Source organism: Solibacillus sp. GQ1 (assembly GCF_059758555.1).
Window position 1 is genome coordinate 45,494 of sequence record NZ_JCAXEX010000003.1, and the last position, 13,966, is coordinate 59,459.

A 13,966-nucleotide genomic window follows, 5' to 3' on the forward strand; every position below is an offset into this window, starting at 1 on the left:
ATTAAAGGAGAGATTTTTTATGGTATATAAAACAAACATCCGTGCACCACGTGGTTCTGAGCTTTCATGTAAAGGGTGGACACAGGAAGCGGCAATGCGCATGCTGATGAATAATCTGGATCCGGAAGTAGCGGAAAATCCGGATGAACTGGTTGTATATGGCGGTATCGGAAAAGCGGCACGTGATTGGGAAAGTTACGAAAAACTCATTGCGACATTAAAAGAACTGGAAAATGACGAAACGATGATTGTGCAATCCGGAAAACCGGTTGCAGTATTTAGAACACATGAAAATGCACCTCGCGTACTGATCGCCAACTCGAATCTAGTGCCTGGCTGGGCGAACTGGGACCATTTCTATGAACTGGAAGAACGCAACTTAATGATGTACGGGCAAATGACGGCGGGCTCATGGATCTATATCGGGGCACAGGGAATTCTCCAAGGAACATATTTAAGTTTTGTGGAAGCAGGGAAAAAGAAGTTTGGAACAGCCGACCTTCGTGGTAAGTGGATACTAACTGGTGGTATGGGCGGCATGAGTGGTGCCCAGCCATTAGCAGGAAAAATGGCGGGTGCGGTCATTTTAGTTGTTGAAGTGGACCGTGCGCGAATCGAACGAAAAATAAATGAAGGCTACTGTGATTACCTTGTCGAAACAGTAGATGAGGCGATAGAGCTTGTAAATAAGTTAACGGCTGCTAAAGAACCTGCATCAATTGGTTTAGTAGGAAACTGTGCGGACATTAACCGTGAGCTGTTGAATCGCGGCATGATTCCGGATTTCGTTACAGACCAGACATCTGCCCACGACCCGATTAACGGCTATATTCCAAACGGGATGACGTTGGAGGAAGCGCTTCAATTGCGCAAAACAGATGTGAAAACATATGAGCGCCGTGCAAAGGAAACGATGGCAGAGCATGTACGAACAATGCTTGAATTCCAGCAGGCAGGTGCGGAAACATTTGACTATGGAAACAATATCCGTGCCTATGCAAAGGAAATGGGTGTGGAAAATGCTTTTGATTTCCCTGGTTTTGTACCTGCCTATATCCGCCCGCTATTCTGTGAGGGAAAAGGACCGTTCCGCTGGGCAGCACTGTCAGGAGACCCTGAGGATATTTACAAAACAGATGCTCTGGCAAAAGAAATGTTTGCTGAAGACACAGCATTAGTAAACTGGATTGATATGGCACAGAAAATGGTGAAATGGCAAGGCTTACCTGCCCGTATTTGCTGGCTGGGGTATGGCGACCGCCACCGCTTTGCACTGCGCGTAAACGAGATGGTTGCAAATGGTGAACTGAAAGCGCCGATTGTATTTGGCCGTGACCATTTGGACTCCGGATCAGTCGCTTCACCAAACCGTGAAACAGAAGGAATGCAGGACGGATCGGATGCTGTATCAGACTGGCCGTTATTGAATGCGCTCGTCAATACTGCAGGCGGTGCAAGCTGGGTGAGCATTCATCATGGCGGCGGTGTAGGAATGGGTTATTCCCAACATGCCGGTCAAGTACTAGTAGCTGACGGCACAAAGCTCGCAGCAGAAAAGATCAATCGCGTGCTTATTTCAGACCCGGGTATGGGGGTTGTACGCCATGCAGATGCAGGCTATGACATTGCAGTTCGCACAGCAAAAGAAAAAGGTATCAATATGCCGATGCTAAAAGGATGATGAACTTTGGCTATTTTAATAAATAATGCAAATGAAGTATTAACAATGGAAAGTGATGTGAAATTACCTCGCCGTCGTGAGCAGATGAGCGAGCTCGGCCTGAAAAAAGAGGTAAGCGTATTAATTGAAGGAGACCGCATTGCAATGATTGCGCCTCTTGAAGAAATAAAACAAGAATATCCGCATCTAGTAAGCGATGCCGAGGTTATTGATGCACGAGGGAAGATTGTCATGCCGGGCCTTGTGGACTGCCATACACATTTAGTGCATGGGGGAACGCGTGAACATGAGCTGAATATGCGCCTTGCCGGAAGGTCCTACATGGATATTATGAATGCTGGTGGCGGGATTCACTATACGACGACAAAAACACGTGAAGCGAGTTTTGATGATTTATACAGCAAAACCGTTCGGCACTTAAACGAGTTTTTGCGTCACGGCGTTACGACGGTTGAAGCAAAATCAGGCTATGGCCTTGATCTTGAAAACGAAATCAAACAGCTTTATGTTGTGAAGAAACTGCAGGAAGAGCATGTTGTTGATATTGTCTCGACTTTTATGGGTGCACATGCTGTTCCGAAAGAATTTAAGGGTAATGAAGATGAATTCGTAAAAATTATCATAGAGCAGATGATTCCTAAAGTGGCTGAGCTGGAGCTTGCGGAGTTCAATGATGTCTTTTGTGAAAAAGGAGTGTTCACACCAGCGCAATCCCGTTTGATTTTGGAAGCGGGGAAAGCATACGGGCTGACACCGAAAATTCATGCAGATGAAATCGAGCCATATGAAGGTGCAGAACTTGCTGCAGAAGTCGGGGCTATTTCCGCAGAGCATTTACTCGTTGCTTCAGATGAAGGGATTGCTGCAATGGCGAAGGCCGGTACTATTGCTGTGCTCTTGCCGGGAACTGCCTTCTTTTTACGTGCACCATATGCAAGAGGCCGCCTAATGGTCGATAGTGGCGTACCTGTAGCCATTTCAACGGACTTTAATCCGGGTTCGTCGCCAACGATCAGCTTGCCGTTCATTCAAAACTTGGCGTGCATGAACATGGGAATGACGATGGAAGAAGTACTTTGTGCAACAACGATCAATGCTGCCCATGCGATAAAACGTGCAGATCAAGTCGGTACGCTCGAAAAAGGAAAACAGGCAGATGTACTGATTCTAGACGTTCCGAATTATAAGCAGCTTCAATATTTCTACGGGATGAATCATACCGATACTGTAATTAAAGCAGGAAACGTCGTTGTGAAAGGTGGCAGCTTACTGTGAGCAAGTTCCTAGTAAGTCCGGCAACTTCTTGGAATCGGGTGGAATCTGGAGATTTGAAGGTAAAAGACTGGATTGTGCCAAGTTATGGGGAGCTTTCAGATTCCTTTGATGTGGTCATTACAGGAGTACCACTGTCACGTTCGTCAATTAGTGCTTCAGCAGCTTCGGAATATCCGGATTTTTTCCGAAAAAGCTGGAATCTGTTTACTACGTATTCAATTGATGAAGATGTAGATGTGCGGGAATTTCGGGTTGCTGATGTCGGTGATGTGAAAATGCACGGAACGAATATTTTGCAATGTCATGACAATATTGAACAGGCGATGACGGATGTATTGAAAGATTGTCCTGAGAGTTTCTATGTACAAATTGGCGGGGATCATTCGATTACTGCGCCGGTTGTGAGAGCATTTGCCAATTCTTCTGGGCAACGAATCGGTATTTTACAGTTCGATACCCATCTGGATTTACGGACAACAGAATCGGATGGCCCGACAAACGGTACACCAATCCGCCAGCTGCTTGATGCTGGTGTAGTGAAGGGTGAAGATGTGTATAACATCGGGCTGCACGGTTTTTACAATGCCCCGAGTCTAATACGTACTGCGAATCATTATGGTGTAAACCGCATTACATTAAAGGATTTCCGTCGCCGTGGCGCGGAGGCCGTAATTGCGAATGTCATGAAGGAGCTTTCCAAGAAAGTAGATCTTGTTTATGTGACAGTAGATATGGACGTACTTGATATTGCATACGCACCGGGAGTTCCTGCTTCTACACCAGGTGGCATGCGGACAGATGAGCTGTTCGATTTGCTGTATGAAGTAGGGAAATACGAAATTGTAAAAGGCATGGATTTCGTCTGTGTCGACCCGCATCGTGATACACGTGAATTACAGACGGTAAAAGCCGGAGTGTACGCATTTTTAACGATGATGGTATCGAGATTTGTTCATTTAAAATAGTGAGGGGAATGGGCTGTTTGAAAAGTTTAACCGCTTTTCGAATGGCTCATTTTTTGTTAAAGAGATTTGGTTTTCTAATAAGTTCTAGAGATTTTCTAATATCCGCACTCGAGTTGCTAATAAACCGGTCATTTTCTAATAAAGCACATGGATTTTCTAATATCGATTCCAAATTTTCGAATATAGAGCCGAAAGTTTCAAATATCTTCTACGAGTTTTCAATATACTCCTATAACTTCTAATAAAAAAGCCAACTGCCATACAGGAAAATTTATGAAACTATTCCTTGCCCCCATTCGTAAATAGAAACAATTACTTTCACAAAGGGAGGTCTTGCATGAAACGTAAATTCCTGTTTGCAATCATCGGAGCACTGCTTTTACATATTCTATATTTCACCGCACAACTGTTAATCGGTTTAGTTCAAACATTTTTCTACAAACCGCAATTCGCACCGGATACGGTTGTGCTTCAATCTGAAATGACATTCGGGTTTGTTAACCAAGGATCCCCAATATTACTGCTTGGTAGTTATATTGGTGTCGCAATTCTTATATTCGGTGTACTCAGTTTAAAAAAGAAAGGCGTGAGCAGCATTGATTGAAATTAACGGAAAATATACAAACGCTAAAATTTATACGAACACACCACAGGAAACGGCGATTCAGCAAATTGATGAACTCGTCAATCAGTCGTTTATGGAAGGGACAAAAGTACGGATTATGCCCGACTATCATGCCGGAAAAGGCTGTGTAATCGGCACAACAATTCAGTTGAATGACCGTGTTGTACCGAATCTGGTCGGTGTTGATGTAGGGTGTGGGGTGCTCGTTTCGGAAATCGGTAAAGGCAAAATTGATTTTAATGAACTCGATACAACGATCCGACGTTTCGTACCGAGTGGCAACGAAATCCATGAAAATGCGCTAAATATAAAGGATACTGAACTTTTTGCAAACGAAAACTTTATCGCACGCGGATTACAAAATGAGTATACAGAACGCTCGCTAGGTACATTGGGTGGCGGCAATCATTTTATTGAGCTGGCAAAAGACGAGACGGGAGTTCATTATTTATTGATCCATACGGGCTCGCGCTATGTCGGGGCAAAGGTGGCGAACTGGCATCAAAAGCGGGCATTCGAGTCATTGCAGCGTGAAGATTTAACTGAAAGAATTGCAGCACTGAAGAAAGCCGGAAACAGCAAAGACATCCAAAAAATGATAAAAGCATATAAGAACGAAAATCCGGTTGCACCAAAGGATTTGGCTTATTTAGAAGGCGATCTGTTCCGGGATTATATTGCCGACATGAAACTGGCACAGCGTTTTGCACATGAAAACCGAGTGCATATTGCCAATACAATCGCCGAGCATATGAAGTGGGAATTCGCGGAACAGTTTGATTCTGTACACAATTATATTGATACGGATGCCATGGTTTTGCGTAAAGGGGCAGTACGGGCTGCAAAGAATGAAAAGCTCGTCATCCCGATGAATATGCGGGACGGTTCTCTTATTTGTATCGGAAAAGGGAATGCTGACTGGAATGAATCCGCCCCACATGGAGCTGGCCGCATCTACTCGCGGACAGCCGCAATGAAAAACTTGTCGATGGATGATTTTAAACAGACGATGCAAGGAATTTGGACAACTTCGGTAACTGAAGAAACGCTTGACGAAGCACCAATGGCCTATAAGCCGATGCAGGAAATTGTCGAGCAAATTGGAGAAACGGTGACAATCCAGAAACACGTGACACCAGTTTATAATTTCAAAGCGAGTGATAAATAGAAGAGGTAACAAAGAACCACTTTATGAACAAATTTAGTCATGTATGAAATATACATGTTTTAATCGGTTGTTGATTCATTGAGTTTCCCTTTCTAAGAGGCCAAAATATAGGCTAGAAGGAGATGAAATAGATGGCAACAACGACTGCAGTATTGCATGAACGAATAGATTTCCTTACTTTATATAAAAAAGAAACAAATCAGACAGAAGAATGGCTGAAAGAGCGGTTGGAAGAGGCCCAGCATCCGGACTTTACCTTAACAACAGATGAGCTTTCGTACGGGGCGCGGGTTGCATGGCGCAACAGCAATAAATGCATCGGTCGCCTGTTTTGGAATAGCTTAAACGTGTTTGATGAGCGCCATTTATTAAATGAAGTTGAAGTTTATGATGCGCTAATAAAACACATTGATTTTGCGACCAACAATGGGAAAATCAGACCGGCCATTACACTGTTTGAACCGAACCGTGTACGCATCTGGAATCATCAGCTAATCCGCTATGCTGGGTATGAAACAGATGATGGAATTGTTGGAGATTCCGATTCACTCGAGTTTACGAAAATATGTGAAGGTCTCGGCTGGCAAGGCGCACGTACAAACTACGATGTTTTACCGCTTGTCATTCAAGTGGACGACCGGGAGCCAAAGTTTTTTGAAATGCCAAAAGAGCATGTACTGGAAGTTGCGATTACCCATCCGGATTATGACTTTTCGCCTTTAAATATGAAATGGTATTCAGTCCCCATTATTTCGAGTATGCGTTTTAATATTGCCGGCACCGATTTTCAGGCAGCGCCGTTTAATGGGTGGTATATGGGAACGGAGATCGGGGCGCGCAATTTAGCGGATACGTACCGCTATAATTTCCTCCCGAAAGTGGCGGAAGCAATGAGACTGGACACTTCGGTGAATGCGTCGCTTTGGAAGGACCGTGCACTTGTTGAACTGAATGTTGCGGTTCTTCATTCATATAAAAAAGCGGGTGTAAGTATTGTCGATCATCATACCGCTGCTCAGCAGTTTCAGCTTTTTCAAAAGCAGGAACATGTAAGCAACCGTGATGTAACGGGAAACTGGGTATGGCTTGTACCGCCATTATCTCCTGCAACTACTGATTTGTATCATGAACCGATTGCCAACACGATAAAAAAACCAAACTACCTATACCAGCAACAGCCATATTAAAAATAGGTGTGCAGGAAGCGAAAGCCTCTGCACACCTATTTCTTTATCTTTTTTTTAACATAATCTGAATCAATTCATCACGATCGATTAAATAAACGTCATTGATGTCGGCAAGCTTTTCTGCCTGGCGTGTAAAATGACTGTTTGTGACAACCCATGCCTCTGTTGCTTCATACATTTTTACCGCCCCGATAATTTCCTGAACCGCTTTTACACCGACCGTACCGGAATAGCGTTTTGCCTGGACTGCAATAATATCTTTTCCGTCCTTTAAAATAAGGTCGGCACCGTAGTCACCGCTCGTTGCGGTATAGCTCACTTTAAATCCGCGGCGTTTAAATAACTCGCCTAAAAATCTCTCAAAATCTTCACCGGTCATTTTATCGACTTCGCGAATGCCGGACTTTCGTAACTTCCTCGTCTTCAGCGATCTTAGCCAAATTTTAAACGCGATATATAGTACGAAATAAGCGACAATTCCAATACCGATGCCTTCAGCTGTTCGCGTTACATAAAAGCCAGCTGCACCAGCTGATGCGATGAAAAATAGCGGGATGACCGGCAGGCGTTTTTTATTTCGTCTTCTCTTTTTACGCAATAGTCCTGTACTCCTTTTATTTACTAACGCTATTATATCATAAAAGGGTACATACGTTTGGTTATATCGTACGGTTGTTTGCGCTCATAAAGGAAGCGAAAAATAACAGAACAGAAATTAAAATAAACAGTACAATCGGAATTGACCAGCTGTCAGTTAAATCATGAACATAACCAAACAGAACCGGTCCGATTGCGGCAACGAAATAACCGATTGACTGTGCAAAGCCGGAAAGTTCAGCTGCATCATAGGCTGTCTTCGTACGCAATGAAAACAGCATCAGCACTAAACCAAACGAAGCCCCGCCTGCAAAGCCTAGTAAAATCATCCATACGACGGCAAGGCTAGTCCATTCCATCAACACACCAGTAAAACCGACTAAGTAACATATCGTAAAGAAAACGACGATTGGACGTTGTGAAGCGATTTTACCGGCAATAATCGGAATAATAAATGTCATCGGAATTTGCGCAAACTGCATTACGGATACCATCCACCCGGCAGCCGCAGCATCCAGGCCTTGGCTAATGAAAATCTCCGGTATCCACGCAGACGAACAGTAAAATATAAACGATTGAAAGCCCATTGCTCCAGCGACTGCCCAGGCAAGCGGTGATTTCCACATATGCATTTTCTTTGTTTGCGAAGAGGGCATATGTAATTCCACTTTTTCCTGGCGCAAAATCGGCAGCCAAATTAGCAATGTAAGAATACCTAAAATAATCGTAATACCTGCTGCAATTTGCCAGCCTGCGCTTGCAGCAATAGGATAACTGAAGCCCGCAGCAAGTCCGGAAGAAATGTTCATCGATACGGAATAAATCCCTGTTAATAAGCCAATATGTAATGGGAATTTCCATTTGAAAAAACTAGGGATAAGGACATTACCAAATGCAATTGCGACGCCGATTAATATTGTTCCTAAAACGAGTAAAGACGTTAGCCCAAGGGAACGAAGTAAAATCCCTACACATAGCAAGATGACGGAATAAAATAATGTCCATTCCATCCCAAACCTACGGGCAATACGCGGTGCAAATGGTGAAACGACCGCAAAGGCAATTAAAGGGATAGTCGTTAAGAAGCCTGCAAGAAAGTTCGAAATCCCAAGGTCGTCACGAATAAATGAAATAATTGGACCGATTAATGTAATCGGTGTACGTAATGTTGTCGCAAATAAAAATACGGCAACCATAAAATAGATGAGTGTTCGGTTGGATAGTATTTTTTTGCTATTTTGATTTAATTGTTCGGTGTCCATATTAATTCTCCTTTTGACTAGTAATATATATTTGAGTAGTGTGAATACTCTTAAAAAACAGAATAATGTTGAAGCCATTGCTATCAAAAAAATGTTATGTTAGACTTTTAATCAATTAAATAAAACATTACCTCATGTAGATGTATGAGGTAGAGGTCGCAATCATTAAGACTAGTATAGCTGAGATTAGGAAGAATCGGGGAAGCTTTATGAAAGGAATGGTTGCCGAAGTGTTATTTTTCTTCTTGAAAATAATGCTGGGGCTGTTTTCGATAAGGAACAGAACTGTCACATGTGTGAGCATGTGTTGAGCTATCTTTCAAGTTTGATGAGGTGTAAATATAACCATCACAAAAACTTGTGGTGGTTTTTCTTTTACATTTCACAAGCAAAACAAAAAGGGAGTTTTATATTCATGAGTGAGATTAAAATAGATCAGCTCGGTAATAACGGGTTGAAAAAGAGTTTGAAAAGTCGCCATGTAACGATGATTTCGCTTGGCGGAACAATCGGAACAGGTTTATTCTTAGCATCGGGTGGTGCGATTGCACAGGCAGGTCCTGGCGGGGCATTGCTCGCATATGCACTGATCGGCGTTATGGTGTATTTCCTAATGACATCATTAGGAGAAATGGCTGCCTATATGCCAACATCCGGTTCGTTTAGTACGTATGCAACAAAATTTGTCGATCCGGCATTAGGCTTTGCGCTTGGCTGGAACTATTGGTACAACTGGGCAATTACAATTGCAGCAGAAATTGCAGCTGTTTCGTTAATTATGAAATACTGGTTCCCGGACAGTTCTTCAATTATATGGACAATATTATTTATCGTAGTTGTTTTATCATTTAACTTAGCTTCTGTAAAAGCTTTCGGTGAAGCGGAATACTGGTTTGCGATGATTAAGGTTGCGACAGTAATTGTCTTCATCATTGTCAGCTTCTTAATGATTTTCGGTATTTTAGGCGGGAACGATCCGGTCGGCTTTACAAACTTCGTTAAAGACGACGCCCCATTTAATGGCGGTTTCCTGGCATTGTTCGGTATTTTCCTTGCTGCCGGTTTCTCATTCCAAGGTACGGAAATGCTTGGGGTAACGGCAGGGGAAACAGATGACCCGGCCAAAAATATTCCAAAAGCTGTACGTTCAGTATTCTGGCGTATTTTACTGTTTTACATTTTCGCAATCGGTGCAATCGGGTTGCTTATTCCGTATACGGATTCACGCCTCTTATCAGAAGATATTGCGACAAGTCCATTTACATTAGTATTTGAAAACTTAGGTGTGGCATTTGCGGCATCTGTTATGAACGCAATCATTTTAACGGCGATGTTATCTGCAGGGAACTCAGGGTTATATGCAGCAAGTCGTATGCTTTATCAGTTAGCGGTGGATGGAAAAGCACCGAAACTATTCATGAAAGTAACATCGCGCGGTATTCCGATGTATGCGCTGTTAGCAACATTGGCAGTGGGTTCATTAGCATTCCTTGCATCGTTTTTCGGAGACGGTGTAGTATACATTTGGTTATTAAATGCTTCCGGTATGTCCGGCTTCATCGCTTGGCTAGGCATTGCAATCAGCCATTACCGATTCCGCCGTGCCTATGTCGCACAAGGGAATTCATTGAGCGATTTACCGTATGTATCCAGATTCTTCCCATTCGGTCCGCTATTCGCCTTTGCCCTATGTATGATTGTCGTGTTAGGTCAAAACTATATGGCTTTCATGGGTGGAACAATTGACTGGTATGGTGTTGTCGTTTCATATATCGGCTTACCACTGTTTGCCGCTTTATGGTTTGGCTACAAATTTAAACACAAAACGAAAATCGTTCCTTTAAAGGACTGCGATTTAACAAATAAATAATTTCTGAAACGCAATGTGAGCTTGTACGCTTTCATTGCGTTTTTTTATATTGAGGATTATTTGTTTTCAACTGAGGAATATATAGGGGGAAGTGAGGATTATTTATTCTCAAGTGAGAATTAAATGAGAGCTATTGAGGATTAAACATTTTTCGAGTACGATGAATACAAGAATGTTATTATAAAATAAACAAAATTCCCGTATTTTATTATGCTGGAAATAAATTATGTAACACTGAAGAATAAGGAAGTGAAAACATGCCTATTTCAAAAGGTTTCTATAAAAAAGTGTATCCGTGGTTAATAGGGGAAGATAGAAAAGATGTGTTGTATCGACCGTTTCTTACAAAGGGGAACCCGTACAAATCCCGAATTTTCCTAGTAAGTTTGCATGCGTTGCCGTTATTTAAAGTGGAAGACAGAAGCGAGCAGACTTTTGCAGAGTCATTAGTGAATAGAGATCTTTTCCATGACCTTTATTTAAGTGAAATTAAAGGGGCACCCCGTGAATTTAAAGGTTCATTGCAGTTTGAAAACTGGCTGGAAAATCAGCACCAGGAATCCATCATTTATACGTCGCTGAATACATATCAGCTGGAATCAGCCGATGAAGCGAAGTTAGCTAAAAAAGAGGATCCAGCTAATTTTGAGCGGGGAAATCTTATTTTTAAAGAAGTGGTAGAGGAGTTTCAGCCGGAAATTATTATTTTGCAAGGGACTGCCGCATACGAGCAATTTAAAGCGCGGTATGCTGATCGGTTAGCTATTTTTAATGGAGATGTGACAAAGGTCCAATTACTGGAACAGACCGGCCCATTCGCGGAGATGGTTTATGAAGATGGCAAAAAAGTGTCAATTTTCGTTACCCGCAGCATGAGCTACTTCGGCGCGGACGGTTCGAAGTTCGAACAATTTAAAGAGAATTTAGCTAAAACATTAGAAAATAATGCCTAAAACCGAACATTATCCCACATATAATTTACTTTTTAACCAAATTTCCGAAAAATAAGAATAATTTTATTATTTAAATGTTATTGCAAACTATCATTTCCATGATTATAATTGGAACATTCATATTGTTAAATTAAATATTCGCCACTCATATAATAGCAAGGATAAGGCTTGCAAGTTTCTACCGGTTTACCGTAAATAAACCGACTATGAGTGAAGCATGCTTAATGAATGTATTTGTCCAATTATTATAGATTGCACAAAACATTTGTTATTACTTTTGAACTTACTCGGAAGTCTTGCTCCACTCATTGTAGGGAGCTTGCCTTTCGAGTTTTTTGTTTTTGTTTACATTCAAATGGGAAGGAGCTTTTATCATGAAGCTTTTAAAGGAAAAAATAGAAAAAGAGGGCCAAGTGCTTTCAGATACAGTATTAAAGGTAGATTCGTTTTTAAATCATCAGATTGACCCATTGTTAATGAAAGAAATCGGCGACGAATTTGCGAGACGTTACTCGGACCAAATCATTACGAAAGTATTGACGATCGAATCATCCGGTATTGCACCTTCAACTTTTTTAGGATTAACACTAGGTGCTCCTGTTGTCTTTGCACGCAAACGCAAATCACTGACATTAACGGACAACCTGTATACATCAAAAGTACATTCATTCACGAAAAACGAGACAAACGAGATTTCGGTATCGAATAAGTTTATTACTGCGGATGACAATGTTGTTATCATTGATGACTTTTTAGCGAATGGCGAGGCATTGAAAGGCTTAATCGACATTGCCAACCAGGCAGGTGCAACAATTGTCGGTGCCGGTATCGTAATTGAAAAAGGCTTCCAAGAAGGCGGCAAAATTTTACGCGAGCAAGGACTGCGCATCGAATCATTGGCAAATATTAAATCATTGGCAAACGGCAAAGTAGAATTTTACGATTAATTTAACAGCTCACATTTTTAAAAGGTAATAAGTTCAGACGATGTAAATTGACTCAGCAAGAGTACACATATATTGGAGGAAAACTTTTTATGAATAACACGAAAGCAACAATGCTTGGAATTCAGCATTTGTTGGCAATGTATGCAGGAGCCATTTTAGTACCGTTAATTATCGGTGGGGCATTAGGATTCAGTTCAGCGCAAATGACGTATTTAGTAGCGATCGATATTTTCATGTGTGGGGTAGCAACACTGTTCCAAGTATGGAAGGGTAAAGTAATCGGCATTGGGTTACCGGTTGTATTAGGCTGTACGTTTACAGCGGTAAGTCCGATTATTGCAATCGGTTCTGGCGGCGGCTTAGGTGATGTTTACGGTGCAATTATCGCTTCAGGTATTATCATCGTATTAATCGGTGGCCTTTTCGGGAAATTAATTAAATTCTTCCCGCCTGTTGTAACAGGTTCGGTTGTAACAATTATCGGGATCAGCTTAATTCCAGTAGCTATTAACAATATGGCTGGCGGACAAGGGGCAGCAGACTTTGCATCAGGTTCAAATGTGGCGTTAGCGTTTATTACATTATTAATTATTTTAGTAATTTACCGCTTCACAGTTGGCTTCGTTCGTGCAATTGCTATTTTATTAGGTATGGTGTCAGGTACAGTAATCGGTATTTTCATGGGCAAAGTTGATTTTGCCCCGGTTGTTGAAGCATCTTGGCTGCACATTATGCAACCATTCTACTTGGCAACACCGACATTCAATGCTTCTGCTATTTTAACGATGACATTGGTGGCAATGGTATCACTAGTTGAATCAACAGGTGTTTACTATGCATTAAGTGATATTACAAAAAAAGATTTAACTTCAAAAGATTTATCTAAAGGGTACCGTGCAGAAGGACTAGCATCGATTATCGGTGGTATTTTCAACGCATTCCCGTATACAACATTCTCACAAAACGTAGGACTGATCCAAATGTCAGGCGTACGCGACCGCAAAGTCATCTTCATTACAGGCGGTATGCTGGTAGCACTTGGATTCCTGCCAAAATTAGCAGCATTAACTACTATTATCCCAACACCAGTACTTGGTGCAGCGATGTTGGCAATGTTCGGTATGGTTATTACACAAGGTGTTAGAATGCTAGCACCAGAAATCGCAAAATCAATGGAAAACGCAATGGTCGCAGCACTAGGCGTCGGTCTAGGAATCGGCGTTGCAACAGTACCAGGCATTTTCGAAAACCTTCCGTCATGGATGTCGATTTTGACTTCTAATGGGATTGTTGCGGGATCTGTAACGGCGATATTCTTGAATGTGTTGTTTAATATGGTCGGGACGAAGCGTGTTGATCCGATGCATGTGATGGAGTAGGTAGAGCTAACAAATAGAATGAATAAAAATAATCCCACAGAAAAGTTAATTTGTTAG

The 13,966-nt window shown here is 42.0% G+C and carries 12 protein-coding genes and 2 riboswitches; of the genes, 10 read left to right on the forward strand and 2 right to left on the reverse strand.

Annotated features, from left to right (window positions below; genetic code table 11):
* Positions 1-19: 19 nt before the first annotated feature.
* The 6 genes from hutU to AC6CH1_RS14505 all read left to right on the forward strand — a co-directional run bounded on the left by hutU (position 20) and on the right by AC6CH1_RS14505 (position 6,901).
* Positions 20-1,681 carry a urocanate hydratase gene (gene hutU, locus AC6CH1_RS14480; protein WP_087617084.1) on the forward strand — a complete coding sequence of 554 codons (1,662 nt, stop codon included), beginning with the start codon at positions 20-22 and terminating at the stop codon, positions 1,679-1,681.
* Between the two features lie 45 nt (positions 1,682-1,726).
* Entirely contained in the window at positions 1,727-2,956 is a 1,230-nt protein-coding gene (hutI, locus tag AC6CH1_RS14485) for an imidazolonepropionase (RefSeq protein WP_498318350.1), read from the forward strand.
* The gene (locus AC6CH1_RS14490; protein ID WP_498318169.1) at positions 2,953-3,921 is read left to right on the forward strand and encodes an agmatinase family protein; all 969 of its coding nucleotides are present in this window, start codon (positions 2,953-2,955) and stop codon (positions 3,919-3,921) included. Before hutI ends, AC6CH1_RS14490 begins: the two co-directional genes overlap by 4 nt.
* A gap of 337 nt (positions 3,922-4,258) precedes the next feature.
* Positions 4,259-4,525, forward strand: a complete 267-nt coding sequence (locus AC6CH1_RS14495) for a hypothetical protein (protein ID WP_251690499.1) — start codon at positions 4,259-4,261, stop codon at positions 4,523-4,525.
* The gene (locus tag AC6CH1_RS14500; protein ID WP_498318171.1) at positions 4,518-5,714 is read left to right on the forward strand and encodes an RtcB family protein; all 1,197 of its coding nucleotides are present in this window, start codon (positions 4,518-4,520) and stop codon (positions 5,712-5,714) included. The genes AC6CH1_RS14495 and AC6CH1_RS14500 overlap by 8 nt, the downstream gene beginning before the upstream one ends.
* 131 nt (positions 5,715-5,845) lie before the next feature.
* Positions 5,846-6,901 (forward strand): nitric oxide synthase oxygenase, encoded by a 1,056-nt coding sequence (locus tag AC6CH1_RS14505; protein WP_498318172.1) that lies wholly within the window; start codon positions 5,846-5,848, stop codon positions 6,899-6,901.
* A 43-nt stretch (positions 6,902-6,944) separates the two neighbouring features.
* On the opposite strand, the gene AC6CH1_RS14510 is transcribed toward AC6CH1_RS14505, so the two are convergent.
* The gene (locus AC6CH1_RS14510) at positions 6,945-7,499 is read right to left on the reverse strand and encodes a restriction endonuclease (RefSeq protein WP_498318173.1); all 555 of its coding nucleotides are present in this window, start codon (positions 7,497-7,499) and stop codon (positions 6,945-6,947) included.
* A 61-nt stretch (positions 7,500-7,560) separates the two neighbouring features.
* Positions 7,561-8,760, reverse strand: coding sequence for a CynX/NimT family MFS transporter (locus AC6CH1_RS14515; protein ID WP_498318174.1), 1,200 nt, complete (start codon positions 8,758-8,760; stop codon positions 7,561-7,563).
* A 142-nt stretch (positions 8,761-8,902) separates the two neighbouring features.
* Positions 8,903-9,083: riboswitch (Lysine riboswitch) on the forward strand.
* A 92-nt stretch (positions 9,084-9,175) separates the two neighbouring features.
* Between AC6CH1_RS14515 and AC6CH1_RS14520 the strand changes: the two genes are divergently transcribed.
* The 4 genes from AC6CH1_RS14520 (at position 9,176) to AC6CH1_RS14535 (ending at position 13,909) form a co-directional block, all read left to right on the forward strand.
* Entirely contained in the window at positions 9,176-10,630 is a 1,455-nt protein-coding gene (locus AC6CH1_RS14520; protein ID WP_427711755.1) for an amino acid permease, read from the forward strand.
* 257 nt (positions 10,631-10,887) lie between these two features.
* Entirely contained in the window at positions 10,888-11,583 is a 696-nt protein-coding gene (locus AC6CH1_RS14525) for an RNA 2'-phosphotransferase (RefSeq protein ID WP_498318175.1), read from the forward strand.
* Between the two features lie 125 nt (positions 11,584-11,708).
* Positions 11,709-11,810: riboswitch (purine riboswitch) on the forward strand.
* Between the two features lie 147 nt (positions 11,811-11,957).
* A complete protein-coding gene (locus AC6CH1_RS14530; protein ID WP_251690506.1) occupies positions 11,958-12,530 on the forward strand; it encodes a xanthine phosphoribosyltransferase in 573 nt (190 codons plus the stop codon).
* An 89-nt stretch (positions 12,531-12,619) separates the two neighbouring features.
* Complete coding sequence (locus AC6CH1_RS14535) at positions 12,620-13,909, forward strand: nucleobase:cation symporter-2 family protein (RefSeq protein WP_251690507.1); 1,290 nt, start codon at positions 12,620-12,622, stop codon at positions 13,907-13,909.
* Positions 13,910-13,966: the final 57 nt, after the last annotated feature.

Excerpts from the sequence above, each read along its gene's own strand:
- hutU (WP_087617084.1), top strand. The coding sequence starts at position 20 with ATGGTATATAAAACAAACATCCGTGCACCACGTGGTTCTGAGCTTTCA.
- AC6CH1_RS14515 (WP_498318174.1), bottom strand. The coding sequence starts at position 8,760 with ATGGACACCGAACAATTAAATCAAAATAGCAAAAAAATACTATCCAAC.
- hutI (WP_498318350.1), top strand. The coding sequence starts at position 1,727 with ATGGAAAGTGATGTGAAATTACCTCGCCGTCGTGAGCAGATGAGCGAG.
- AC6CH1_RS14520 (WP_427711755.1), top strand. The coding sequence starts at position 9,176 with ATGAGTGAGATTAAAATAGATCAGCTCGGTAATAACGGGTTGAAAAAG.
- AC6CH1_RS14535 (WP_251690507.1), top strand. The coding sequence starts at position 12,620 with ATGAATAACACGAAAGCAACAATGCTTGGAATTCAGCATTTGTTGGCA.
- AC6CH1_RS14525 (WP_498318175.1), top strand. The coding sequence starts at position 10,888 with ATGCCTATTTCAAAAGGTTTCTATAAAAAAGTGTATCCGTGGTTAATA.
- AC6CH1_RS14495 (WP_251690499.1), top strand. The coding sequence starts at position 4,259 with ATGAAACGTAAATTCCTGTTTGCAATCATCGGAGCACTGCTTTTACAT.
- AC6CH1_RS14505 (WP_498318172.1), top strand. The coding sequence starts at position 5,846 with ATGGCAACAACGACTGCAGTATTGCATGAACGAATAGATTTCCTTACT.
- AC6CH1_RS14530 (WP_251690506.1), top strand. The coding sequence starts at position 11,958 with ATGAAGCTTTTAAAGGAAAAAATAGAAAAAGAGGGCCAAGTGCTTTCA.